Source organism: Phaeodactylibacter xiamenensis (assembly GCF_000759025.1).
GTDB classification, from domain to species: Bacteria; Bacteroidota; Bacteroidia; order Chitinophagales; family Saprospiraceae; genus Phaeodactylibacter; species Phaeodactylibacter xiamenensis.
This window is the reverse complement of the sequence record NZ_JPOS01000003.1, coordinates 14276-39677: the sequence shown is the minus strand read 5'-3', so window position 1 is coordinate 39677 and position 25402 is coordinate 14276. Positions and strand designations below refer to the sequence as shown.

Here is a 25402-nt window from a genome sequence, read left to right as displayed (position 1 = left end):
TTAATCCAGGGCCTTGCCAGGAGCTCTGCCCCAGCTTTACTTTGGGGAACCTATCGGATTCCAGTAAAGACTGGGACCCGACAGGGGGCTTTGGTATACTTTGTCTTCGGGGAAGAATTTTGTACAAATAAAAAGCTATCTGCTCGAAGTATACTCAGGCGGCGATTGTGGAATCGCGGCCTGAGCCTTGGGTAGTCCGGTCGCGGCTCCAAAGCCGCCACCGGACTCCAAAGAATGAAGCCTATCTTCCAGCCCAACTCATTTCCGGTAATCCTCATACCTCTCCGCTTCCAGTTTGGTATACTTCACCTTGACCCCTTCAGCGAGGTCCTGCTTGTAGGCCAAAATACGCCCCAGCACCGTCTCATCCTGCGCACCGATGATCTGAGCCGCGAGTATGCCCGCATTCTTAGCAGCATTGAGGGCTACCGTAGCTACTGGCACGCCATTGGGCATTTGCAGGATGGACAGGACTGAGTCCCAACCGTCAATAGAATTGGAGGATTTCACCGGTACGCCAATCACGGGTAGTGGCGACAGGGAGGCGACCATCCCGGGCAAGTGGGCTGCCCCACCAGCTCCGGCAATAATGACTTTGATGCCCCTGCCGTGGGCCTGTTTGGCAAACTCAAACATCCGCTCCGGCGTCCGGTGGGCCGAAACGATGGTAACTTCAAAGGGGATGTCCAGTTCCTTTAGCACATCGGCGGCCTGCCGCATAACGGGCAAGTCGGAGTCTGATCCCATAATAATGCTAATCATATCTTTGGTTTTGTTTTTTCCTGTCAAAATTATCGTCCCGGTGCCAGCCCCTCGGAGAAATCTCTTACATCCTGAAAGTTGGTGGGGATCGCAATCGCTCCGGTCGTGTCGATGAAGGCCATGCCGTTGCGGGTGGCGACCCGTGCCAGCCCCTCCGAAAAGCCCCAGGCCAGAAAGAACTCAGGGGGGGTAATGACCCGCCCGTCCTGATGCAGGTACCCCCAGCGCCGCCCCATCCGGTAGGGGATGAGCCCTTCGCTAAAGGACATCAGCTGGTCAAACTGTGCCGGCACGATCTCCTCGCCGTTACGATCTAGGAAGCCGTAACGCCCTTCCTGCTCAAAGGCCCAGAAGCTTTCACCTACGTACCAGAGCTGCTGGTAAGCGGTGGCTGTGATGAGCTGCCCGTTGGGGTCAATGAGTTGGTACAGGCTATCCCGGCTGACTACCGCCCGGTCATTCGCAAAGTCCCGGGCATCCAGCCATTCAAAAGGGACGGCTGTGCTGCCATCCGGGCGCAGGAAGCCATAATACCCCTCCTGCCGTGCCCGTATGCGCCGGTTTGACATGGGGTCCGTTTTCGCGTAAGCGGCGGGTATCATCCATTGCCCCAAGGTATCAATAAGTCCGTATTTGCCTCCAGACCTCACTGCGGCTGTGCCATTCTGAAAATCAGAAGCCCGATCAAAGGTCGGTTCAATGATAAGGGCGCCTTGACCATTAAGATAACCATATTGTGCTCCAACGCGCACCCTGGCCCGCCCTTCTTCAAAGTCATTCAGCTGATCGTAGGCCTGATCGATCACCCATTCGCCACTCCGGTTGATGAAGCCCATTTTGCTGTCGGGGTAGGTCAGCACCCGTGCCAGGCCTTCCCGAAAAGGGAAAGCAGCCTGAAACTGCGGTTCAATGGCCATTCGCCCTTCCAGATCAATATAGCCCCAGTATCCGCCGAGGCGTACCGCCGCCAGCCCTTCTGAAAAAGCCCGTACTTCGTCAAAGCGGGGCGGGATGCGGAAACGCCCGTTTCGCCCAATAAAGCCCCAGGGCTGTTCTGCTTTGTCAAAGTCCTCTGCCCGGCCGGGCAAGGTTGCTGTCGAATCCTGAGCGGGCTTTTCCGCAGGTGGCGGGTCCTCCTTGCAACCTGGCAAAAGCAAAAGGCTACTGAGCAAAATCATGGTAGAAGTACCGGTGAAGAAACGTGCGGCAGGCATAGCAGGCAGTTCGGCTGAATCAATTTATATTTCGAAGTCTACTCCCCGGCGGAGTAAGTCGTCGTACCGCTCCCGGAAGAGTTGCTCGTAGGCTTCCTTGTCAAAACTATACAACTTGGCAGGGCGGTGGGCCACGTTTTCCTGTTTGCCCACTTCGCGCAGCACGCCCATTTTGAGAATGCGGGTGCGGAAGTTGCGCTTGTTGAGCTCGTCCACGCCCAGTACCGTCTCATACAATTGCTGCAACTGAGAAAGGGTAAACTGCTCGGGCAGCAGCTCGAAGCCAATGGGCTGATAGCGTACCTTGGCCCGCAGGCGGTTGGTCGCCATCTGCAGGATTTTGTCATGGTCAAACGCCAGTGGCGGGAGCTCCTGCACCGGGAACCACTCTACCCGCCGGGCATCAGAAGCCGCCTCAACGGGGTGCTCGCTCAGGTTGACCAGCGCGTAGTAAGCCACGCTGACCACCCGGCCCCGGGGGTCGCGCTCCGGCGCACCAAAGGTGAAAAGCTGCTCAATGAACACATCCCGGACGCCGGTCTCTTCCTCCAGCTCGCGCAGGGCAGCCGCCTCCAGGCTCTCGTCCATATCCACAAAGCCGCCCGGCAGGGCCCAGCGCCCGGCAAACGGGTCGTTCTTGCGCTGTATCAGCAGCACTTTCAGCTGATGGCTCTCATCCAGTCCGAAAATCACACAGTCCACGGTCAGGGCCGGCCGTGGGTACTCATAAGTATAAGCCATGCCAACGGGTTGTTTACGCTTAACAAAGTGGTTTGCGACATCGGCCACTGACGAAGCATAGCTTGTCAGGACAGAAGCAGGCCACTTTCCGGCGTTAATGCCGACATCAAGTCGGTTTGCTATGGCAAACCACTTTATCGTCGGTATATTACGTTGGGTGAAATTAAGGAAATTAATTTGCCGCTATCAAACTTTACCTTATTTTTGCCCAGCTTTTCAAAAACTGTAAGTTATAATGGCAAGAAGAAAAAGAAATCAGAAGCAGTCAGACGAGACGTTGGTAGATATTGTGGAGGTGCGCGATCAGGCGCAGGGCTTCATGGACGCCAATCAGAATTATATCTTTGGTGGCCTGGTGGCGCTCGTTCTCATCGTGGGCGGCTTCCTCGCCTATAAGAATTTTTATCAGAAGCCGAAGCAGCAGGAAGCGGTGGAGCAGATGTTCCGGGCGCAGCAGCGCTTCGAGCAGGATTCCTTTGCACTGGCACTCACCAATCCTGGTGGTGGCTACATGGGCTTCCTCGATGTAATCGATAACTACGGCGGTACCGATGCCGGTAATATGGCTAAGTACTACGCTGGCGTTTCTTACCTGCACCTGGGCAAGTACGAGGCTGCACTCGACTACCTGAAGGACTACAGCCCGGCGGGTGAAGTGACACCGGTTATGAAGCACGGCGCCCTGGGCGATGCGTACTCCGAACTGGGTGACTTTGACGCAGCAATGAAGCAGTACAAAAAGGCAGTCAGTGCCGGCGACAACGAAGTGCTGACCCCTTATTACCTGAAGAAGATTGGAATGTTGCACGAGCGTAACGGCAACATGGCCGATGCCAAGGCTTCCTACGAGCGCATCAAGGAAGAATACCCCGGGTCTCCGGTAAGCCGCGATATCGAAAAGTATATCGTCCGCGCTTCTCAGGGATAATTTCCTGCTGCATTAAACTACTATCGGAAAGGTAAGGTTCTTCTTTGATGAGAGCCTTACCTTTTCTAATTTGTCCCCTAATTCACATCAATTATGGCAAGTGCATTAAAGAACCTTTCCACCTACGACGAAGCGCAATTGCCCTCCGCAGAGGAGTTTGCCTTTGGCATCGTAGTGGCCGACTGGAACCCCGAAATTACCCACGCGCTCTACGAGGGCTGCTATGACACCCTGATCAAGCACGGCGCGAAGGAAGCCAATATCCATACCGCTCAGGTGCCCGGCTCCTTTGAGCTGCCGGCTGGCGCCAAAATGATGATCGACAAGCACAAACTCGATGCTGTCATCTGCCTTGGCTGCGTCATTAAAGGCGAAACTTCCCACAATGAGTACATCAATCAGGCGGTGGCCAGCGGGCTCACCAACCTAAGCATGGTATACGGCAAGCCTTTCATTTTTGGGGTGCTGACGCCAAATACCGAGGAGCAGGCCCGGGACCGCGCGGGCGGCAAGCATGGCAATAAGGGCGTGGAAGCGGCCGTAACTGCTATCCGTATGGCGGCTTTGAAGGACTCTTTGAAAGCTGGGCAGTCCCGTATTGGTTTTTCTTAGTGCTCTTTTACTGATTACACCCAAAACACCATATAATGACTATCCATATCATAGAAACCGGGTATTTCAAGCTGGACGGCGGCGCCATGTTCGGCGTGGTGCCCAAGACCCTCTGGCAAAAGAAAAACAAGCCCGACGAAAATAACCTTTGCACCTGGTCTATGCGCTGCCTGCTCATTGAGCACGGGGAGCGCCGTATACTGGTAGACACCGGTATTGGCGATAAGCAGGACGAGAAATTTCGCTCCCACTTTGAGCCGCACGGAGAAGCTTCCCTTATGGGCAGCCTTCAGCAGGCAGGCTTCGAGCCCGAGTCCATCACCGATGTATTGCTCACCCACCTGCACTTTGACCATGTGGGCGGAGCGGTGAAGTACGATGCGGATAAGAACCTGGTGCCAACCTTCCCCAATGCCACCTACTGGTCGAATGAGGTGCACTACAACTGGGCGTACTACCCCAATCCGCGGGAAAAGGCTTCCTTCCTGAAAGAAAACTTTGTGCCCCTGAAAAAGGCGGGCGTCCTTAAATTCATCGACGTGCAGAAAGATGACCTGGAGTGGCTGCCCGGTATCGATATCCGCTTCGTCTACGGGCATACGGAAGCGATGATGGTGCCGATTTTCCATCAGGGCGATCATACCCTCGTCTACTGTGCGGATGTGATCCCATCCTCCTTCCATATCGGTATGCCCTACGTGATGAGCTACGACCTGCGCCCCCTCGATACCATGCGGGAAAAGGGGCGTATCCTGGAAGATGGCGTAGACCGGGGGCATTACCTGTTCTTCGAGCATGACCCCGCCACTGCCTGCGTGCAGGTAGAACGCAACGACCGGGGCCGCATCGCCAAAGGGGCGGATGTGGATGTGGAGGCTTTGTTCCAATAGACTTGTTCAGGCCCAGTTGAACAAGTCTAATAATTTTTGATTTTCTGACAACCGGGTGACAGCCGGAATACCGCTTTGGCTGTTCACTCCAAATAAACGCTACAAAAACATCAACCAATGATTCTGAACGGTACTTCAAAGATAGGTTACGCCCTCGCTTTAGCCCTTGTACTGGGGCTTTCGCCAATGACTTCAACCGCGCAGCACGATCCTGCCCTCCAACTGCAGGTCGATGTCGTTTACCTGGCTTCCGACTTGCTGCAGGGCAGGGAGACCGGCAAAAAGGGCGAGCGCATGGCCGCCGATTACATCGCCTATCGCTTCGAAGAAATAGGGCTGGAGCCCAAAGGGTACGGGGGCGAATGGTATCAGGATTTTGAGGTGCAGTACAAAGCGCACCCTCATGCTAAAGAGACCGAAGAACGTACCGCCCGCAACGTTATTGGCTACCTCGGCAACGGCGCAGATTACACCATCGTCATCGGCGCGCACTACGACCACCTGGGGCACGGCATCATGGGGTCCCGCCACACAGGCGACCCGGCCATCCACAATGGGGCAGACGATAACGCAAGTGGCGTGGCGGGGATTTTCCGCCTGGCAGAGGTGCTCTCTGAAGGCAAATCCACCAACAACAACTACCTTTTTATCGCTTTTTCGGGTGAGGAAATGGGCTTATTTGGCTCGAAATATTACGTCCAAAACCCCACCATCAACCTGAAGAAAGTCAACTACATGCTCAATCTCGACATGGTGGGCCGCCTGAATGAAGAAAAGACCCTGTCCGTCAACGGTGCCGGTACTTCACCCGAATGGGATGGATTGCTCGCAGATTTATCCGTCGGAGGTATTTCCACGGTCGTTTCAGAGTCTGGCATTGGGCCAAGCGATCATACTTCCTTCTACCTGGAGGATATTCCCGTGCTGCATTTCTTCACCGGTCAGCATGAAGACTACCACAAGCCGGAAGACGACTCCGAGCTGGTCAACTACAAAGGGCTGCTGCTCACCACGGATTACATCCTGGCACTGATCGAGGAGCTGGACGATGCAGGTAAAATTGCATTCACCAAAACCAAGGACGAGCAGGAAAGCCGCCGCCCGGCAGCATACAAAGTGACGCTTGGTGTCATGCCGGATTATGTCTTTCAGGGCACCGGCATGCGCATCGATGGTGTGATGGAGGGGCGCACAGCGGACAATGCGGGCATGAAGAAAGGAGACATCATTCTGAAAATCGGTGATACAGCAGTCAAAGACATCTACGGCTACATGGAAGGCCTGGGCCAATTTGAGAAAGGCGACAAGACTAATGTGGTCGTCAAGCGGGGCGAAGAGACCCTGGAACTGGAAGTCGAGTTTTAAAAACACCCCAATGACCAACAAAGAAATCGCACAACACTTCCGGCAGCTCGGGCAACTGATGGAACTGCACGGGGAGAATCCGTTCAAAATCCGTTCCTATCAGAGTGCCTACCGCAATCTGCGCGCCTATGAGCAACCCCTCTCGGAGCTCAGTCCCGAGGAGATCGGCAGCATCAAGGGCGTAGGCAAAGCCATCAGCGGCAAAATTCAGGAGCTGCTGGACGCCGGGCAGATGGCTACCCTGGAAAAATACCGGGCCAAGACACCGGAGGGCATTCAGGAAATGCTCAACATCAAAGGCTTCGGCCCCAAGAAAATCATGGCGGTCTGGGAAGGGCTTGGCGTAGAGTCTGTTGGCGAACTCCTTTACGCAGTCAATGAAAACCGCCTGGTGGAACTCAAAGGCTTCGGGGCCAAGACGCAGGAAGAACTCCGCAAAAAGCTGGAATACTACCAAAAGTCTAAAAACCGGTTCCACTACGCCGCCATCGAGGCGGAAGCGGAGCAACTACTCGCAGCCATCCAAAAAGCCCTACCTGATGTGCCGGCAGACTGGTGCGGTGCGATTCGCCGCAGGTCGGTGGTCATCGATGAAATAGAGATCCTGGTAGGGCAGGAGGGAGCCGCTGAAGTACTGGCTGACCTGGGCGTGCTAAAGGAGGTAAGCTCCGAAGCTAACGCACATGCCGCCAAAACCACTACCGAAGCGGAAGTACCCGTTAAGGTTTACACCTGCCCGGCAGCCGAATTTGGCACTCAGCTCTTCACGCTTACCGCCAGTGATACCTTCCTGGAAGCTGTAACTGCAAAAGCCCCCGCCGCAGACTGGGCGGGGCAAGCCGACGAGCCCGCTGTTTTCAATATCCTGAAACTACCCTTCATCGCCCCGGAGCTGCGCGAGCAGGCCTGGGCACTGGAGCGCGCCCGCAGCAACGACCTGCCCGAGCTCATCACCGAGGCGGACATCAAGGGCATCGTACACGCCCACACGACCTACAGCGATGGGGCCCACACCTTACGGGAAATGGCGGAATACGCCAAAGCCCGGGGCTTTCAGTACCTCGGCCTGACCGACCACTCCAAGTCTGCGTTCTACGCCAACGGGCTGAAGCCGGAGCGTGTATTCGAACAAATGGAGGAAGTGGATGCCCTGAATCAGGAGCTCGCGCCCTTCCGCATCTTCAAAGGCATAGAAAGTGATATCCTCAACGATGGCAGCCTGGACTACGAGGAAGATGTGCTTAGAGCCTTCGACTTCATCATTGCCTCCGTCCATAGTAATCTGCGTATGGACGAAGACAAAGCCACGCAGCGCCTCATCACGGCGATTGAAAATCCGTACACCACGATGCTTGGCCACCCCACTGGCCGGCTGCTGTTGTCCCGCCCCGGCTATCCTATCGACCATCAAAAGGTCCTGGATGCCTGTGCGGCCAATGGCGTAAGCGTGGAAATCAATGCCAACCCTTACCGGCTGGACCTGGACTGGACCTGGGTGCCCTATGCGCTGGAGAAAGGCATACGGCTCAGCATCAATCCCGATGCCCATAGCACCAGCGGTATACACGACATCCGCTATGGCGTCTTAGCCGGCAGGAAGGGCGGGCTGACCGCTGCGGAGTGTATGAACGCACTGGACACGGAAGGCTTTGCGGCAGCGATCAGAAAGGGATAAGGCACCAGGGCAAACGCACCAAACTAAGTTTTCATTATCCAAAAATAGGGCCACACCCACCGGCACCGCTCGCTCCTTTTACATTTAACATTAAGTATTTTGCTGTTCTACATTTCCACAGCCAGCACGCCCGGCGAAAGGAGAGCGCCGGGCGTGCCAGCCACACCCACCGGCACCGCTCGCAACCCAAGACCGCTCCTACGGCACCGCTCGCTCCTTTTACATTTAACATTAAGCATTTTGCTGTTCTACATTTCCACAGCCAGCACGCCCGGCGAAAGGACAGCGCCGGGCGTGCCAGCCACACCCACCGGTACCGCTCGCAACCCAAGACCGCTCCTACGGCACCGCTCGCTCCTTTTACATTTAACATTAAGCATTTTACTGTTCTACATTTCCACAGCCAGCACGCCCGGCGAAAGGACCGACTTCGTTTCATACTACGTCGGACAGCGAGAGCGCCGGGCGAGGTTGAGCGCCCAGGTGCCGCCTACCAAGGGCACGGCCGATTTGCGGGACTCCTCCGTCGAACATACAATTTCGGCAGCCGCCACCCGCTCTTACGAGTTTCGCGACATGTTCCAAAATTGCTCCAATTACATTCAAATTGTGGTGCGTTTGCCCTATGAAAATGTAGGCCTTGCTGTTAGATACCGGACATTCCGGTAAACAAGTACGGTAGCCTGGCTATTTGTAAGTAGATTGTTTTGTAACTTACGTGGTGCCGTATTTTTCATTGGCAATTCCATGAATACCTGAAATGACTGCTCATGAAGCCCAGACTTTTACCCATATTTGTCCTCCTGCTGACCGGATGTACCGCCCTGCAGGCGCAAGTCGAATTTCGCGTAATCGGTGCCGCTCAGCGCATCGATAAAGTAATGGAAAGCGATTTTTACATTGCCGAAATCCGGGATGAGCGCAATTTCACCGCCAACCTCGGTATCGTAAACCGGGGAGCCGACTGTGATATCAAGCGCCCGCTGATTGCCGAATCCGAATTTTTCTCCAACCTTAAGGCCCGCATGAATGGTTGGCTCATGCACGATGCCGAAGCCGTACCTGTGGTTTTGCGGGTAAAGCAACTCTACCTTTGGGAGGACTTACGCCGCGAGCTGGAGGATGGTGAGGGTTACATCCGCCTGCACTTGTTGTTTGACGCCCCTGGCAAGCCCACACAGGAAGTGGCGGTGACCCTTTCCGGCGATCAGCTCACCGTAGCCAAAGGGCACTCCCCACGTATGGAGGACGCCTTCTTTCGTTGCCTGCAGCACTATCAGGAGCGTTGGGAGAATCAAGATTTCCGTGAAATGAGCCGAACAGAGGCCTGGGCATCAGATTCCCGGGGCTTGCAAACGGCCAGCAACTTCCTGGACCTCAAGCAGGGGCGGACGAACGCCTTCCCTGGCAAGCTTAAGCGATTGATGGGCAGGCTGGAGCGCTACCGGCTGCGCAACCGCGATCAGCATGAGCGCCATAATTTTTATGCCCTTAAAGATGGCAATGAGCTTTTTATTCGCGGCAATGCCTACCCCGGAGGCGCCCACTACTATACCCGCGTGCTGGAGAAAGGCCGCTACCTTTTTCTGGTCGACCGGGTCCACTTCCCCATTAAGTCTACCTTTGTGGACGCTGGTATCCCCTCTGGCAAGACCGTCGGCATCCTCATCGATATGCAGACCGGCATGCCCCAAATCGTGACTGATGAACTGATCGCAGAAGTACTGAAGCCCTACCCGGACCTCAAAAAGCAGTACCTGTTTCAGAATATCCTGGACTACCCGGTGCAGCTCGACCGGGTGCGCAAGGTGATTGCGGAGGTGAATAGCCGGAGTTAGATTGTAAACCCACCATCCGCCGTATACACCCCGCCGGTACAATAACTACTGGCGGGCGCCGCCAGGAAAAGTGCCAGTCCGGCCACTTCCTCCACCGAGCCCACCCGTGGAATAGGCAGTTGCGCCAGGGCATACTTCAGGATTTTCTCGTTGCTCCACAACGCTTCGCTGAATTTGGTTTTTATCAGCCCGGGGCAGATGACATTCGCCCGGACGCCCTGCGGGCCCCATTCTTTAGCCATTACCTTCGTCAGGGAAATCAGTGCAGCCTTACTTACGCTGTAAATGCCCAGCTGATGCTCCGGGCTCAGTCCGCCCACACTGCTAATATTGATAATGGAGCCCCCGCCAGCTTTCAGGTGTGGCAGTGCCCGCTTGCACAGCTCAAACGGGCCCCTGACGTTGACGTCCATAATCTTGTCGTACGCCCAGGTCTCCGTATTTTCCACCGGCCCGAATACCGGATTGGCAGCAGCGTTATTGACGATGATATCAATCCCGCCAAACGCTTCAAGGGTACGGTCGATCAGGGCTTGGAGCTCTTCGGGCTTACCGGCATTGGCGGCAACGGGCAGGCTTCGTTCCCCCAGCGCCTGAGCCACCTGGTCCACGGCTTCCTGTTTGCGGCTGGAGACGACGACGTTGGCCCCTGCTTCGTGCAGGGCATGGGCAATAGCTTCCCCAATGCCTTTGCTGGCACCGGTGATGATGGCAGTTTTGCCGTTGAGCTGAAATTGGTCCTGGATGGGCATGTTTTTAGGACTCAATGTAGTGAAAATCTTCAATTATCACCCGAGAGCTGTTCCAGCAAACGATTACACTGCTGCAACGCGTAGCCCCGGAAATACCCTTCAGGTGGCAGCAGCAACAGCTGAGCTTTAGCAGTTTCCAAAATGGCCACAGTAGCCTCCGCATCAGCAGACAAAGGATGCCCATCCGGAAGTTGATACCGCCCAATCGCCTGATTGAGCAGCAACTGTGCGTAAAGCTCGCGCTGCCAGGTCTGTGGTTCGCTTAGATCCAGTGCTGTTTCGGCGTTTTCAATGGCTTGCTGCCTGAGCCGGACGATCGTATTGGCACTATCAGGGTAGGGGAGGCCTTCGGTTTGTTCATCAAAAGCCACGGCCTGATCGAATAGCGCAGCCGCCCACTGCTTTTTGGTGTAAGACGTAGTGTTAAATGCATAACTCTGACGGGCAAGGGCAAGCCGGCGCGCGGCAGGAGGCAGGCTAAGGGTGGCGGCAATGGAGTCCATGGCCGACCAGCAGGTATCCTGTTGGGTAACCTGACGATAGAGCATAGTGTGAGATTGAGCAAAATCCTCCACGGAAACCGGGCAGGGCAGCAGTTGCCACATCGGCTGCTCGGGAAGATGCGTGAGTATGAAAACTTCCGGAGGGGTGAAGAAGTAGGACGTGCTGTAAGTCAGATGAGACTCATCCTGCACCTCGCCCCAGGTAACATCGAGCAGATGCCATCGCCCATCTGCCCAAACGGCATTCCAGGCATGATCTGCCTTTTCCGGAACCTGCCGCCCCTCAGCAAGCCTGGGCGCAGCATAGCCATCGACTTTCTCGCACTGCAGGCCTGCATAACGGCAAATGGCCTGATATAATAAAGCGTAGTCCATACACAGGCCCCGCCGCCGGTCAAGGATGTCCCGCAGGTTCTGATTGATGCGCTGCCCCTTGCGCTCAGCCTGATGGTCGTACTGCAAATACCCGGACACCCAGGTGTAGACTGCCCGGGCTTTTTCCGTTTCATTTTGAGCTTCTTGCGTCAGATAGACCGCTAACCGCGGTAAGTCACTGCTAAGACTGTCCGGTGCCTGCCGGGCATGCCGGTCAATAGCCCCATATTGCGCTAGGGCTGGCCAAACGCTAAAAACAAAAAGTACAACCAATAAAAAGAGCCGGTTGAATGGTCTTGAAAAGCCGTTGTGCATTGCAATTCAGGTTCAATTCTGTGAACATAACAACCCTTTCGCTAAAAAGGTCCATAATCCTGCCTGCTGGAAAGCGTACCTCCTTAAATAATTTTTTGCGTTAAAGCCAAAACATTTGTCACCCCTCAGCGTAATTAATGTCATTGGTGCAACAAAGCCAAATGTAATTTATGACCATTTTACTCAGCGTACTGATTAGCTGTTCGCTTTTTGTAGCGGGAGATGCCGTTCCTCCCAAGGTAAAAGATGCATTCAGCCGTCAGTACATGGACGTGCCAACTGCTACAGTGACCTGGGGCGTGGAAGAGGAAGACTTCGTTGCGACTTTCCTCGATGCCCGTGACCGCCTGGCTAAAGCTTTTTTCTCTGCCGAAGGTGAGTGGGAGGAGACCCACACCCGCCTTTATCCGTCCCAGTTGCCCCGCCCCGTGCGCCTGTACTACGAAGCGAATCATGAAGACAAGGACGTTTCCTTCATCGGCAGCGTACAGTATGCCGATGGCTCAGAATCCTACCGTATTGAGTGGGAAACTTACGAAGCCGTACACATTGAAGAAATCAGCCCGGAAGGTGCCCTGCTGGAATCCAAGCGCTTGTCTTTTACAGAAGGGCTTGATATCTGGTAGGTCTATTCCACATATTCCTGCCTGACCACCAGCGTCAGGAAGCCATTATCCTTTTCGATATACCCCTGATCGTAGCAAAAGCGGTAGACCTTGCCTGCTTTGGTGACATATTCGTTCGTGAAATAAGCGAACTTAAATCCCTGCTCCAACAGCTTATCGCGGTGGACGTATGCCTTGCCATTAGGGTTTAAATCTGCCATAATGCGGCGGTTCTTGCGCAGAATGTTGTTGATATTGCGCATGAAGTTGTTGAAGTCGCGGTTGAGCCGGTTGTTATGGCTGCTGCGGCAGTGGGCCGAGCAAAATTTCTTGTCCGCCCGTCCGTGAAAGGATTCTCCACACTCCACACACTTTTTCTTCATATCTCTATTGGCTTTGGCTTTGGGGTCAGTAAATGATTGTAAATTTCGGCAATCCGTGGCATATCATCAAATCGGTAGCCTTTCTGTCCTATCTTTTCTGCCAGTGCTGGCGTTTTCGGTTTAAGTAAACGCCTCAGCTTGCGCCGGAATCCCCAGCGTGAAACCTTCACCATTGTCTCCTCTCCCTGCAGCCGGATCCAGTACGACCGCTGAATACTGGGCAGCGTCTGCAACGTGTAAGCCCAGCTGGCTCCCGAGTCATAAGTGAGTACAAACAGTTCCATCGGCCCATTCTTGTGCAAAATCCGCAAAAACCGGTGTGCATGCTGTAGGTCTTTGCTCTCAAAGGCAAACAGCCTGCCCTCAGCTTCAAAGGCAAACCCCTTGATGCGTTCGGCTTCAATCTCATAAGTATCGCCAAACCCATTGATGAATACGATGGTACTGGTCCTGGACTGATGCTGCATGACCCCGATATGGCCAGTCAGCTTTTTCCCGTTTTTACTCACAATGTAACCTGGCCATGGCATGCCTTGCACCAGGAGCGGACAGCAAATAAGCAGGAAAACGTAGAATTTATGCATAACTCATAAGATTGCCTATGCGAAAATAAGATACAAAAAATCCAACATCTCCGAGTAAAAAACGGGTCACGGCAGGAGTTAAAATAGCAGGATAGTGCAAGCCAGACATATTCTCCCTTAATTCCGTATTTTGAAACCCGCAAAACAGAGCACCTAATGGAACTCACGGACGCCCTTTACGAAAACTACAGCAAAGCCGGGATGGAGCACATCGCCACTCAGGTCACCAAAGGCGCCTGGCCTTTCAAAGCGCTGTGGCACATCATCAAAACCGGTGAACCTCCACTGCCCCAACGGGCCGCCTGGGCCATGGACCACACCCTGGATCGCCAACCGGAGCTGCTGCATACCATCCTGGATGATGCCGTCGCTGCACTCCTGCAGCCACAGCACGATGCAGTGTACCGAATGTTGCTCAAGGGCTTCGACCGTCTGCCTGATATCCCCGAGGACCATCAGGGCGTGCTTTACGACCGGGCCATCCGCTGGATACTCGACCCCAAAGCTGGCGTAGCTGTGCGTGTGTTCTCCATCTCGCTTGCCGCCAAAATAGCAGCGGGTATTCCTGAATTGCAGGAAGAAGTCTGCCTGACCATCGAGAGCCAGCTAGAGTTTGGCTCTGCCGGCTTTCGCAACCGGGGCGGTAAGGTGCTGAGGCGGTTTCGTAAACCCAAGAGCGCAAAATGACTGCCCTTTTCCGATGGAGGGGTAAAGTTCGTCGAAAAAAAACGGTTCTGTTCAGAAAGAAACACGAGCTTAACCCTATGATCCGAAAAGATTACTTCCTCAAAGTCCTGCAACAACTTACGCAGGTCATCGCCCGGGCGCTCAAATTATCGCATAGCGGCGACGCCAAAGCTGCTCTGGAATTACTGGACGGGCAGTACCAAAAGCAGCTTCAGGAGCAAAGTGAAATACTGGTCAAATACCCGGTGGAAGTACTGGCACAGCGCTACGACGAAGGGCAACTCACCCTGCTTGCCGATCTGCTCACGGCGGAAGGGGAAATCCTAATGAGCGCCACTGAAGCAGAAGCCGCCCGGGCAAGGTTAAGCAAAGCCTTGTCGCTATACCAACACCTGAATCAGGTGCAGCAGGTGTATGACTTTGAGCGGGAAGGGAAGATGCAGCAGATCAGAGCATGGCTGGAAGCATAGCAATAACCTAAAACCTCACGATATGAAAATGCAACCCCTCGCTCTCGCAATTATCCTGGCAGGGCTCTTTAACGCCTGCAGCACTCCCGGGCCAATCCATCAGGAACAGCGCCTGGTATCCGCCGATATCGACCGGTTTTGGTCGGCTTATGATCAGATTCTGGCAGAACCCGATACCGCCCGGCACCTCCAAATCCTCAAAGACGTATTCATCAGCCCGGCCAGCGAAGGGCAGCAGCAATTGTTCGCCATACGCAACTATACCCCGGAGGAGTACCTGGCCAACATCCGGGCTTACCCCAAATTTTATGCCTCCCTGCGGCCTTACTGGAACAGCGTGCGCCTATCGAAGCAGACATCCGTGCTGCACTGGACAAATTCCGGCAGTTGTACCCACCCATGCAGCGTGGGAAAATCTATCTCGGCATGGGCAACTTTCGGACCAACGGCACTACCGTCGATTCCATGGTGTTGTTTGGGGCGGAGATGGCCTTCACAGACTCCACTGTCTATACTTCTGAGTTCCCTCCCTCCTACCAATATTTCAAAGACTATATCAGGGATTACGACCCCATTCACAATGTCCGATTTCTGGCGGCGCACGAATTTGTACATACGCAGCAGGTAGAGGCTTACAATACGAGCCTGCTTGCGATCGTCCTGCGGGAAGGCAGCGCCGAGTTTATTGCATCGCTTTGTATGGAGTCGCCATCGGTGGTGCCTGCTATTGCCTACGGGGATGCTAATCGCGATACCGTCTTTCAGCGCTTTCAGCAGGAGCTTTTCAACCAGCATCCGGGATGGTGGGTATGGTCGGGTGCTCCCAATCCCTTCGGGCAGCGGGACATGGGCTACTACATCGGCTATGCATTGTCTGAACACTACTACAATCAAGCCCCTGACAAACAACAAGCCATCGCCGACCTGATTGAACTGGATTACAGCGATGCTGCTGCCGTGGCGTCTTTCGTAGATCAGATGGGGTACTTCAAACAACCCTTAGCAAAGCTCAAAGAAGCCTACGAGGCTGCCCGCCCAACTGTCACGAAGGTGGAACAAAATGACCATCGCTTCACCGTCCATTTTTCAGAGCCTATGGACACCCTGTACCGGGGCTTCGACTATGGTCCTTTGGGAGAAACGCATGTGCTGCGGATCGATCAATATCTGGGTTTCAGTCCGGATGGGCAGCGCTTGTCCTTTACGGCAACGCTAAAGCCGGAAAAGATTCAGCAACTGGAACTTTCCCGCCGCTTTCGCAATCTCAAGGGCATAGAGCTGCGCCCTTATCTGGTTACAACTGAAAGGGACTAAGCGCAGAGCCGGCAGGCATTGGTCTGTATGTAAGCTCCTGCCAATTTTCTCCTTTGCAGAACATGGCTCTCAAAATCCGGTTAAAAAAGAAAAGCAAACCCCGCTTTTCCAGGATCGTAAAATAAATCCATGAAGTATATTTTTCCTATGCTGCTTTTAGCCATGTTATTTACACAATGCCGGGATGACGTACCCACCCTGAACCCCGATGGTAGTATGAAAGCTGTCATTGACGGCAGCTCCTGGCAGGCTGATGTATTGGAGGCAGCTTACGTAGATGGCGAGCTGACCCTCAGTGGCAGCACTCTGGACGAACGCGCCATCGTCATGGGGGCTACCATTGGCGATTTAAAGCCCCTAACCGTAGCTTTCCTCCCCGGCAGCCCGGATGGCCTGACGTACACCTCTGTGGGAGGGGCACGCACTTATGTGTCTAACACAGCGGGTGGCGATGGCTTTCTGCGCATTACTGCAGTAGACACTGCCCGGGAATGGATCAGTGGCCGCTTCGAAGCCCGCTGCTATCGCCTGCAGGAAGGTGGTGGCGTTGAAATTACAGAAGGGGTTTTCACTAAAGTCCCTTACACGGACAGCCTTCCGCCCATTTTCAGTAGTGGTGTGCGGGCAGTTATTGATGGGGCAACCTGGACTTCCGATTCCGTCGCCACGGCGCTTGGCGATGGGCAAATTCGGGTACAATCACTGGGTGAAAATGGCCGGCAGATCCGTTTCCGGATTCCGGAAAATGCAGACCATGGCACCTATGACCTGGACCCCACCGGAGCATTTAGCGCTATTTTCATCACAATGCAGAGTGATACACTGAGTGCCGAATCAGGAACCATTAGTATTGATCTGCTCAATGAAGACCGGCGCAGGCTGGAAGGCACCTTCAACTTCGAAGCTACCGGCAGTCAGCAAGTGGTCTCCCTTGCCGATGGCCGCTTCGAGATCAACTACTGATGTTCGCCCGGATATACCAGCCCAATCTCTGCCCGGATGCGGTCCAGCGTTTCCATAAGTTCCAGGGTACGGCTCAGGGGCCAGAGCGGGCTCTCCGTCAGCCCTTCGTTCAGGCACCGCATCACTTCCTGTGCTTCGTAGGAATAGCCATTGGTGTCATAGTCAAAGTGGAAATTCTGTGGCCGCCTGTCCTCTCCAATCAGGCTGAAGTGCGTAGGCTCGTGCCATCGGGTATGTATGTGAATGGTCCCCTTTTCCCCGTAGATGAAAGCTTCTGTCTTGGTGTGCGCCAGCAGGGTCGCATGCAAATGAGCCATACGTCCGTCTCCCATTTGGAACAGTACGCCCAGCTCTTCGTCTACCCCCGTCTGCCCCATGCGGGCAATGGCATGTACACGTTCCGGCCGCCCCATCATCAGGTAAGCAATGAATACCGGATAAATGCCAATATCCAGCAGTGCGCCACCTGCCAGTTCCGGGTTGAACAGTCGGCTTTGGGGATTATAATCCGCTTTAAATCCAAAGTCAGCTTTCACAGAAACCACCCGCCCGATGGCATCGGACTGAATGAGCTCCAGTATCTTCTGAGTGGTGGGCAAAAACCGGGTCCAGAGGGCTTCCATGAGGAAAACCTCTTTGCGCTGCGCCAGTGCTGCCATTTCCCTTGCTTCGGTGGTATTGAATGCAAAAGCCTTCTCACAAAGCACCGGTATCCCAGCCTCAATACAAGCCATGGTATTGCGATAGTGCTCACTATGAGGAGTAGCAATGTAAACAACGTCTAATTCGGGGCATTTCAGCAAGGCCTCGTAGCTATCGTAAGCGTAGGGGGCACCGTACTGCCGGGCAAATTGGTCGGCCCGGTCCTGAGAGCGGCTGGCCACGGCACTCAGGCGCGCATTGTCCAGTTTGGCAATGTCCTGTGCAAATTTATGGGCGATCTTCCCGGGACCGATGATGCCCCAATTCCAGGTTTTACTCATGGTGTTATCTTTTTTGATAGCGCTTTTTAATTCGGTTCAGTCCCTGCTTCTTGACGATCTTTCCAATTTTCGCCCCCAGGCCGGGAAAGGCGCTCCCGATTTTCGCCAGCCATCCACGGCTCGAGGGCAGGCAGTATTCGCGCGGTTTTTGGCGTAAGACCTGGTAGAAAGCCCGTTCCACATCCTGCACGGTAAGCGGTTGGGCGCCGCCGGAAAAGCTCAAGGCACTTTCCTCCGGGTATTGCAGTTGCACATCCAGCATATTGGTGTGCACCAGGTCCGGCGAAAGCAGGCTGACGTGGACGCCCTTGTCTTCCAGCTCATATCCGGCAGCAAGGCTGAAGCCGCGTACTGCAAATTTCGACCCTGAATATAAGCTCAGCCCCTGCACGGGCGCGATACTCGCCAGAGAAGCCATATTGATGATGTGCCCGTGCCCCTGTCGCGCCATTACCCTGGCCGAAAAGTGGGTGCCGTACATAACCCCAAGCGCATTGACTTCCATATGGTAGCGGATATGCTCCGGCGTGCTGTCCAACAGGAACCCCGGGCGGATGACCCCGGCGTTGTTCACGCAATAGTCAAGCTGCCCGAAAGCCTTCACTGCCGTCTCCACCAATTCCGCCCAGTCTGCCTCCGAGGTGACGTCCATTTGCCGGAGCAACAGGTCATCGCTTTCGCTAAAAGCAGCTCGCAGGGCCTCAATATTCAGGTCCGCCAACAGCAACCGGGCGCCTTGCTGTGCTAATCCGGTAGCCAGCTGCCTGCCAATGCCACTCGCAGCACCGGTGATGATAAAAGACTTTCCGTAAACTTGGGCGGCAGGCATAGGCAAGCGTTTTAAAAAATAGACATTTCGGTCATCGTCGTGAAGAGCTCCAGGGCTTTGATACCCGCCTGTGAGTTGCCGTGCTCGTTTAGCTCAGGGCTCCATACGGCGATGGACAGCTCATTGGGGATTACCGCAACGATACCGCCGCCCACGCCACTTTTGCCCGGCAGGCCCACACAGAACGCAAACTCCCCGGCCTCATCGTAAAAGCCACAGGTCAGCATAATGGCGTTGATGCGTTTGGCCTGGCTTTTGGTCAATATGCGCTGACCATTGCGGGGGTGCACCCCGTGATTGGCAAGCAGTAGGAAGGCACTGGCCAGCTCCCTGCAATTCATCGCCACCGAACACTGATGGAAGTAGACATCAAGTACCTGCTCCACCGGCGCTTTGATGTTGTAATGGCTTTTCATGAAATTGACCAGCGCGGCATTCGTAAACCCAAACTCCCGCTCCGACCGGGTCACCTCATAATCATAGTACACATCATCAGACCCGGAAAGCTCCCGGATGAAGTCCAGCATGCGTGTTTTGGGCTTTGGGAAATGCTCGATCAGCATATCCGTAATGACCAGCGCCCCGGCATTGATGAAAGGGTTGCGGGGAATGCCCTTCTCATACTCCAGCTGTACAAGGGAGTTGAACGGATTGCCGGAAGGCTCCATGCCCACACGTTCCCACAGCGCTTCCCCGTAGATCGGGTAGGCTTGCGCCAACGCAAAAACTTTGGAAATACTCTGTATGGAAAAAGCCTCCTCTGCATCTCCCACCTGAAAGGTGTCTCCGCTGAGTGTCCGTACCGCTATGCCAAACTTACTGGCGGGCACTTTCGCCAAAGCCGGGATATAATCCGCCACCTTGCCTTTGCCAAATTCTGGCCGGACGAGCGCTGCAATCTCCTCAATAATCCCCTGATAGTCCATACTTAGTCCGCTACGATCACCACCTGGAAGTCCGGGCTGACGACGACTTTGGTGATATTCCGGATTTCGTAAAAGCGCAAATCCGCCACTTCCGTCCAGTTATCGTCAGTAAATTTATTGTACTGGTACAGCTTACTGCCTTTGCCCATAATCAGAGAACCATTGGGCAGTACGGCAAAATGATCTGCATTAGGCAGGGTTTCAATGAGGGTACGGGCCGGCTCCCGGCGACGGTAGAGGTTCTTTTCCATGATCTTCCAGTCGTCGTACCGGCTTTTCTGAACATAAGCGAGGTTGCCATTGGGCAGGCGCAACATGCAGGGGCCTACGTTGGTGGCCAGGGTCTGAATGTCGTCATTCGCGGTATTGACGATGGAAATTGTCGTGGGGTCTTCTTCCTTGTAGATGGCGATTTCCCGGCTGTTGAGCCAGAGGTAATCTTTTATGCCGCTGAGGTATTTAAAGACGGGCTTCCCGTTCGTCAGCTGATCAATAGGGAATTGCCAAAGGCGGTAGACATCATCCTGTCCGTCTTTTTCCGTACGCACAGCCGAGAAGGTGTAGTACTCCGGCATACGGGCAGGTACAAATTCCGGCTCCGGTGTTTCCGTCACACGCAGCTTGGTTTGGTTTTCCAGGTCAAGCTTGTAAAGATCGGACTGGGTTGCACCCGGCTCCTTTACAGAAATGTAAAGCTCGGTATTGCTAAAAAAGAAAGGGTCGTTGTTGAAGCCCTCGGAGTTAAAAGCGGTCAGGTAGCGGGGCTCGGTAAAGCTGATGCTGCCATCGTCCTCCTGATTGACTTTAAAGAGGTAAAGGTTAGACTTAGGGTACTCCGGCTGAGCCTGCAGGCCAATAGCTACAGCGAGTAAAAACAGAATGATCGTAAATTGCTTGAGCATTGCTTATCGGTATTATTGCTGGTAAAGTTAGGACTAAAGGCTGGCATGGCAAAGTTTACCGTACAGGTAGCGTCATCAAAATCAATTGCCGGGGCACAGACAAAGCCGAAGTTTTCAAAACAACCTGCTGCACTGGCAGTTGTATTTTCGTACCTTCAAAATCAAAACATCCATGCGTACCCTACTCCTTTTATTGCTGGCTGCCATCAGCTTCAGCTTGCAAGCTCAGCCCATCTTCAATCTGGAATTGATCAATGACGACTTGTCACAGCCCGCAGACATTACGAATGCCGGAGATGACCGCCTGTTTGTAGTAGAACGTACTGGCCGTATCCGGATATTGGACACGGACGGGCAATTATTGCCCGAACCTTTCCTGGATATCAACGACCGGGTTGGCCCTGCTAACGGCGAACGGGGGCTGTTGGGGCTGGCTTTCCACCCCAATTATGCGGACAACGGCTACTTTTTTGTGAACTACACTGCCAATGACGGCGATACACGCATTGCCAGATTCCAGGTAAATGCAGGCAATCCGAACACCGCTGACCCCAACAGCGAAGTCATCCTGTTGGACATTGGGCAACCCTATGGCAATCACAATGCAGGCGACCTGGCCTTCGGCCCCGATGGCTATCTGTACATCCCCATGGGCGATGGTGGCTCCGGCGGCGACCCTCAAAACTTTAGCCAGAACCGGCAGTCGCTCCTTGGAAAAATGCTCCGCATTGATGTAGATAATGGTGACCCCTACGCCATTCCCCCCGATAACCCCTACGCCGAAGACGACTTCACTCTGGACGAAATCTGGGCGATCGGGCTGCGCAACCCCTGGCGCTTTAGCTTCGACCGGGAAACCGGCGACATCTGGATTGGCGATGTAGGCCAGAATGAATGGGAGGAAATTACCTTTCAGCCTGCTGACAGCGAAGGCGGTGAGAACTACGGCTGGCGCTGTTATGAAGGATTTGAGGCTTACAATACCGGGGGCTGTGAGCCCGAAAGTGCCTATACGCCCCCCATTCACACCTACAATACCGGCAGCAGTGATGGTTGCTCCGTTACCGGCGGCTTTGTCTACCGGGGGAGCGCGTTTCCGGCCTTGTACGGAAAGTATGTCTATGCAGATTTTTGCTCCGGTAAAATTTGGACCCTGGAGCAGGACTTCGCCGGCAACTGGGTAAACACCGAAGTCTTTGACGGCCCCGGAGGAGAGTACGCCACCTTTGGGGAGGACAGTGATGGGGAGCTTTATCTGGCAGAGCTGATCAACGGCCGTTTGTACAGGGTGGAGGCCACTTGCAATCAATCGCCGCCTGCTCCCGCTATTTCCGGAGACGCGATCGTCTGTGGCCCAAACGACCCCGCTGTGCTGAATGCAGGAGATACGCCCGACGGCTACCTGTACCGCTGGTACCGCGACAGTACCTACCTTCAGGAAACGCTGAACGGGACGCTGTCGGCTACTGAGCCGGGCATCTACCATGTCGTGTTAGCCGGATTCGAAGCGGGCAACTGCAACTCCTCCGTATCCGCTGCTTTCGAAGTGTCTGCAGCCGACTTTCCGGATGACCTCATTTCCACACAGGGCGACGATCTGTCTGCCGCACCCGGTTTTGAGAGTTATCAGTGGTACCTTGATGGGGAGCCCATAGCAGGCGCAACATCAGCTACCTACACGCCACAGTCCAGCGGCACCTACACCGTGCAGATTACCGATGCCAATGGCTGTACCCGCGAATCGGAAGCGCTAACCATCGTCAGTACCACGCTCGACCTGGGACTGGCGGAGGTCCGCGCCACGCCTAACCCTTTCCGCACCACCCTCGATCTCTACCTGGAAGCCAACGTAGCCGACACCTATCAGCTACGTATTTTCACCCTGGACGGTAAGCTGGTCTGGGAAACCGCAGCCATGGTACAAAATGACTGGCAGCAGCAAGTCGACCTGAGCCGCACCGCAAGCGGGGTTTACCTGCTTCAGATTAGCCGGGACGGGCAGCAGTACACCCGGAAGTTGGTGAAAGGAGAGTAAACAAAACAGGCTGTACTTTCGGGGGTAGGATTTGGGAAGTACAGCCTGATCTTTTCCTGTGGGAAGGTCAGAATTTCAAAATTGTTTAATTTATTCAAAATTGATTTATTTAAAATAATTTGTGTATTTTAGAGCTGAAGCAATCTCTGTACCATGCCCCAAAATCTAAATATACTGACGATTAAGTGGTTTGCCACAGCAAACCTACTCAATGTCAGCATTTACGCTGGGAAGTGGCTTGCTCCGATGTCGCAAACCACTTCGTATTGCGTATATCCATCAGCCGGACGACCGCTTTTTCAAGTCAGCAATGAGCAACCCGGAGGTGGTCAAGGCCTATCTTGAGCATTTCTATCCTAAAATTGCAGCTATTGCAGATCTTGCAAGCCTGAAGCTGCAAAACGGTGTCAGTCTGCGCCCTAACCTGAAACGGTTCGAAGCAGATGTTATTTACCGCTGCCGGTTTCAGGGAGAGGCAGATGACCACTTCTATTTCTGTTTGCTATTTGAGCACAAGTCCAAGCCCGATAAGTACGTTGCCGTGCAGGTTGGGCTGTACATCATGGAACTCTTATCCAGCATGGTGAAAAAACAGGGCAGGGAACTGGAGCCTGTGCTGCCCCTCATTTTTTATAACGGCAAGGAGAAATGGATGCCGCAAACGCTGGGCGAGCTGTTTCAGGGGCATCCGCATTACGCTGCTTTGGAACCCTACATCCCTGATTTCTGTTTTCTATTTCAGGACGCTACACGCCTTAGCCCGGCAGCGCTGTTGCAGCTTGACCTGAGCTACTTCCGCAGTGTACTGATGTCAATGGCTTTCCGGCACCGGCAGCACTTGATATTCAAATACCTTCAGCTTATCTTTGAAGGAACGGACGGGAAAGAAAAGATTATCGCAGTGACGACCTACATCCTGGGGGTGGCAGAGCGTTCGGAAGCAGAATTCCTGAAGCAAATTAAAGACACAACATTCACGATAAAGCCAGAAGTTATGAGTACGTTAGAGCAAATTTTGGAGAGAGGTCGCAGAGAAGGCCTGGACAAAGGTATCTACAAAAAGAGTATCTTCAATCTGTTCAAAACTGTTATCCGTTTCCCGGATTGGCCTGCTAGTGAACTATCCGACTTTACAGAACTGGATTTGGAGACCGTCCAGACTTTCCTGTCCGTCCAATCACAAGGTGATGCTGCGTTGAGAAAGTACGTCCTTGAGGACTTGCTGGCTGATATCCCGCTAAACAATGAAGATGAAGAAAAGCTGGACCGGTTGATTGAGCAGCTGGTTGTGGCTTAGCTTTTATGCTAAAGCAAGAAGCTTGGCACAGCATCTCTTATTGTACGTAATCTCTCTTTCGCGCAATTTATTTGAGGAGTCTCTGTTTTTTTAATTCGCAATCTCTGTACCATGCCCCAAAATCTAAATATCCATCAGCCAGACGACCGCTTTTTCAAGTCGGCTATGAGCGACCCGGAGGTGGTAAAAGCCTATCTTGAGTATTTCTATCCTAAAATTGCAGCTATTGCGGACCTCAGTACGCTGCAGCAGAAGAAAGTACAGTCCCTGCGCCCAAATTTGAAGCTGTTCAGCGCTGATGTCGTGTACCGGTGTCAGTTGGAAGGCGGAAGTGGGGAGCATTTTTATTTCTGCCTGCTATTCGAGCACAAATCAGAGCCGGACGAGCATGTAGCGGTACAAATAGGGCTGTACATTTTCCTACTGCTGCGCGAGCAAGTGAAGGCTAAAAAGCAGCCATTGGAACCCGTGCTGCCTCTGCTGTTTTACAATGGGAAAACTAAGTGGCAACCCAAACGCATCCGGGAAATCTTTAAGGGGCACCCCGGTTATGAAGTCCTTAAACCCTATCTGCCGGATTTTCGTTTTTTGTTTGAAGATGCGCACCGCCTGCCACCGGAGGAGCTGCTAAAGCTAGACCTGAGCTATTTCCGCTCCACTGTACTATCAATGGCGCTGCGGCACAAGCCAGACTTGATCTTTGAGTATATTGAAGTTATCTTTGAAGGGGCAGACAGCAAGGCCAGCATCAGCGCACTGACCCATTACATCCTCGGGGTGGCAGAGCGCTCCGAACAAGAATTCAAAGCAATTATTGAAAATACGGACCTCGATATAATACCAGATGTCATGAGCACACTAGAGCAAATCCTGATCCGCGGCCGCAAAGAAGGCATGGAAAAAGGCCTTGACCAGGGCGCTTACAAAAAAAGCATTTTCAACCTCCTCAAATTGACCGTCCGCTTCCCGGAGCTGCCTGCTGAGGAATTATCCGATCTGGCCGAGTTAAAGCTAAATATCGTAGAGGGCATCCTTGAAGTCGCTGCAGGCGGAGACAAAGACATGCTATTGAAATACCTAAAGGAGGAGCTGTTAACCGAGGTTCCTCTCGCCGCAGCAGAGGAGGAAAAACTAGCGCAATTGTCGGAAGAGCTGGTGAGAAAAAAGGAATAAAGGTTGCTGTTGGCAGTAGTGCCATTGCAGAGTTTTCCTGGCGCCACCGTCAATGCCAATGCGCAGGTGGATACGGCAGCGCTTCCTGCAGAGTCTGGCTCCGACACCTTCAGCTACGCAAAGAGCGAGTAGCATACCTACTAACCCGAAAAAAACGGCCAAAAGACTTCGTAGAAGTCACATCCTAATCTCTCAGGCCTCCCTATGGTAGCCCGACTTCGTAGAACCTGTCTACCCGGCGCAGACAGGTAGAGCCGCATCCTAATCTCTCAGCCCCCCTA

The 25402-nt window shown here is 53.8% G+C and carries 26 protein-coding genes; 15 read left to right on the top strand and 11 right to left on the bottom strand.

The features are described 5' to 3' along the window. Positions 1-258: 258 nt before the first annotated feature. The 3 genes from purE to IX84_RS00940 are packed head-to-tail and all read right to left on the bottom strand — an operon-like array spanning position 259 to position 2717. Positions 259-762, bottom strand: a complete 504-nt coding sequence (gene purE / locus IX84_RS00950; protein WP_044215794.1) for a 5-(carboxyamino)imidazole ribonucleotide mutase — start codon at positions 760-762, stop codon at positions 259-261. 29 nt (positions 763-791) lie between these two features. Then, positions 792-1976, bottom strand: a complete 1185-nt coding sequence (locus IX84_RS00945) for a WG repeat-containing protein (RefSeq protein ID WP_044215792.1) — start codon at positions 1974-1976, stop codon at positions 792-794. A 24-nt stretch (positions 1977-2000) separates the two neighbouring features. Beyond that, positions 2001-2717 carry an NUDIX hydrolase gene (locus tag IX84_RS00940; protein ID WP_044148276.1) on the bottom strand — a complete coding sequence of 239 codons (717 nt, stop codon included), beginning with the start codon at positions 2715-2717 and terminating at the stop codon, positions 2001-2003. 235 nt (positions 2718-2952) lie between these two features. On the opposite strand from IX84_RS00940, the gene IX84_RS00935 reads away from it, so the two are divergent. The 6 genes from IX84_RS00935 to IX84_RS00910 all read left to right on the top strand — a co-directional run bounded on the left by IX84_RS00935 (position 2953) and on the right by IX84_RS00910 (position 10025). After that, positions 2953-3645: a tetratricopeptide repeat protein gene (locus tag IX84_RS00935; RefSeq protein WP_044215790.1), complete on the top strand. Its 693-nt coding sequence runs from the start codon at positions 2953-2955 to the stop codon at positions 3643-3645. Between the two features lie 93 nt (positions 3646-3738). Then, entirely contained in the window at positions 3739-4257 is a 519-nt protein-coding gene (ribH, locus tag IX84_RS00930) for a 6,7-dimethyl-8-ribityllumazine synthase (RefSeq protein WP_044215788.1), read from the top strand. Between the two features lie 35 nt (positions 4258-4292). Continuing rightward, on the top strand, positions 4293-5147 hold the full coding sequence (locus tag IX84_RS00925) for an MBL fold metallo-hydrolase (RefSeq protein WP_044215786.1): 855 nt from the start codon (positions 4293-4295) through the stop codon (positions 5145-5147). Positions 5148-5264: 117 nt separating this feature from the next. Continuing rightward, positions 5265-6512 (top strand): M28 family peptidase, encoded by a 1248-nt coding sequence (locus IX84_RS00920; RefSeq protein WP_052515675.1) that lies wholly within the window; start codon positions 5265-5267, stop codon positions 6510-6512. A gap of 10 nt (positions 6513-6522) precedes the next feature. Next, entirely contained in the window at positions 6523-8187 is a 1665-nt protein-coding gene (locus tag IX84_RS00915; protein WP_044215784.1) for a DNA polymerase/3'-5' exonuclease PolX, read from the top strand. 770 nt (positions 8188-8957) lie between these two features. Beyond that, positions 8958-10025 carry a hypothetical protein gene (locus tag IX84_RS00910; RefSeq protein ID WP_044215782.1) on the top strand — a complete coding sequence of 356 codons (1068 nt, stop codon included), beginning with the start codon at positions 8958-8960 and terminating at the stop codon, positions 10023-10025. Here IX84_RS00910 and IX84_RS00905 read toward each other — a convergent pair. Then, a complete protein-coding gene (locus IX84_RS00905) occupies positions 10022-10777 on the bottom strand; it encodes a glucose 1-dehydrogenase (RefSeq protein ID WP_044215780.1) in 756 nt (251 codons plus the stop codon). The genes IX84_RS00910 and IX84_RS00905 overlap by 4 nt on opposite strands. 29 nt (positions 10778-10806) lie before the next feature. Next, on the bottom strand, positions 10807-11970 hold the full coding sequence (locus IX84_RS00900) for a transglutaminase domain-containing protein (protein ID WP_044215778.1): 1164 nt from the start codon (positions 11968-11970) through the stop codon (positions 10807-10809). A gap of 170 nt (positions 11971-12140) precedes the next feature. Between IX84_RS00900 and IX84_RS00895 the strand changes: the two genes are divergently transcribed. Then, a complete protein-coding gene (locus IX84_RS00895; RefSeq protein WP_044215777.1) occupies positions 12141-12596 on the top strand; it encodes a PepSY-like domain-containing protein in 456 nt (151 codons plus the stop codon). Positions 12597-12598: 2 nt separating this feature from the next. Here IX84_RS00895 and IX84_RS00890 read toward each other — a convergent pair whose 3' ends face one another. Both IX84_RS00890 and IX84_RS00885 read right to left on the bottom strand, forming a co-directional pair. Further along, on the bottom strand, positions 12599-12958 hold the full coding sequence (locus IX84_RS00890; protein WP_044215775.1) for a hypothetical protein: 360 nt from the start codon (positions 12956-12958) through the stop codon (positions 12599-12601). Next, positions 12955-13542 carry a hypothetical protein gene (locus tag IX84_RS00885; RefSeq protein WP_044215773.1) on the bottom strand — a complete coding sequence of 196 codons (588 nt, stop codon included), beginning with the start codon at positions 13540-13542 and terminating at the stop codon, positions 12955-12957. Before IX84_RS00885 ends, IX84_RS00890 begins: the two co-directional genes overlap by 4 nt. A 156-nt stretch (positions 13543-13698) precedes the next feature. Between IX84_RS00885 and IX84_RS00880 the strand changes: the two genes are divergently transcribed. From IX84_RS00880 to IX84_RS00860, 4 genes are all read left to right on the top strand, one after another. Next, entirely contained in the window at positions 13699-14229 is a 531-nt protein-coding gene (locus tag IX84_RS00880; protein WP_044215772.1) for a hypothetical protein, read from the top strand. 77 nt (positions 14230-14306) lie between these two features. Next, positions 14307-14699 carry a hypothetical protein gene (locus tag IX84_RS00875; RefSeq protein ID WP_044215770.1) on the top strand — a complete coding sequence of 131 codons (393 nt, stop codon included), beginning with the start codon at positions 14307-14309 and terminating at the stop codon, positions 14697-14699. Between the two features lie 426 nt (positions 14700-15125). Further along, entirely contained in the window at positions 15126-16013 is an 888-nt protein-coding gene (locus tag IX84_RS00865) for a hypothetical protein (protein WP_044215766.1), read from the top strand. A gap of 129 nt (positions 16014-16142) precedes the next feature. Then, positions 16143-16976 (top strand): DUF6252 family protein, encoded by an 834-nt coding sequence (locus tag IX84_RS00860; RefSeq protein WP_044215764.1) that lies wholly within the window; start codon positions 16143-16145, stop codon positions 16974-16976. On the opposite strand, the gene IX84_RS00855 is transcribed toward IX84_RS00860, so the two are convergent. Genes IX84_RS00855 through IX84_RS00840 form a run of 4 tightly spaced genes read right to left on the bottom strand, consistent with a single transcriptional unit; the run spans position 16970 to position 20616 of the window. Continuing rightward, the gene (locus IX84_RS00855) at positions 16970-17959 is read right to left on the bottom strand and encodes a Gfo/Idh/MocA family protein (protein ID WP_044215762.1); all 990 of its coding nucleotides are present in this window, start codon (positions 17957-17959) and stop codon (positions 16970-16972) included. The two genes, IX84_RS00860 and IX84_RS00855, sit on opposite strands and share 7 nt — an antisense overlap. A gap of 4 nt (positions 17960-17963) precedes the next feature. Further along, positions 17964-18788, bottom strand: coding sequence for an SDR family oxidoreductase (locus tag IX84_RS00850; RefSeq protein WP_044215760.1), 825 nt, complete (start codon positions 18786-18788; stop codon positions 17964-17966). A gap of 11 nt (positions 18789-18799) precedes the next feature. Then, a complete protein-coding gene (locus IX84_RS00845) occupies positions 18800-19714 on the bottom strand; it encodes a glutaminase (RefSeq protein WP_044215758.1) in 915 nt (304 codons plus the stop codon). A 2-nt stretch (positions 19715-19716) separates the two neighbouring features. Next, positions 19717-20616, bottom strand: coding sequence for a hypothetical protein (locus IX84_RS00840; RefSeq protein ID WP_044215756.1), 900 nt, complete (start codon positions 20614-20616; stop codon positions 19717-19719). Between the two features lie 172 nt (positions 20617-20788). Between IX84_RS00840 and IX84_RS31790 the strand changes: the two genes are divergently transcribed. The 4 genes from IX84_RS31790 (at position 20789) to IX84_RS34280 (ending at position 25253) form a co-directional block, all read left to right on the top strand. Continuing rightward, positions 20789-22651, top strand: a complete 1863-nt coding sequence (locus IX84_RS31790; RefSeq protein WP_152604872.1) for a PQQ-dependent sugar dehydrogenase — start codon at positions 20789-20791, stop codon at positions 22649-22651. 211 nt (positions 22652-22862) lie between these two features. Next, entirely contained in the window at positions 22863-23948 is a 1086-nt protein-coding gene (locus IX84_RS00830; protein WP_044215753.1) for an Rpn family recombination-promoting nuclease/putative transposase, read from the top strand. Between the two features lie 111 nt (positions 23949-24059). Next, positions 24060-25121 (top strand): Rpn family recombination-promoting nuclease/putative transposase, encoded by a 1062-nt coding sequence (locus IX84_RS00825; protein WP_044215751.1) that lies wholly within the window; start codon positions 24060-24062, stop codon positions 25119-25121. Positions 25122-25124: 3 nt separating this feature from the next. After that, positions 25125-25253, top strand: coding sequence for a hypothetical protein (locus IX84_RS34280; RefSeq protein WP_262501584.1), 129 nt, complete (start codon positions 25125-25127; stop codon positions 25251-25253). The last annotated feature ends 149 nt before the right edge of the window (positions 25254-25402 follow it).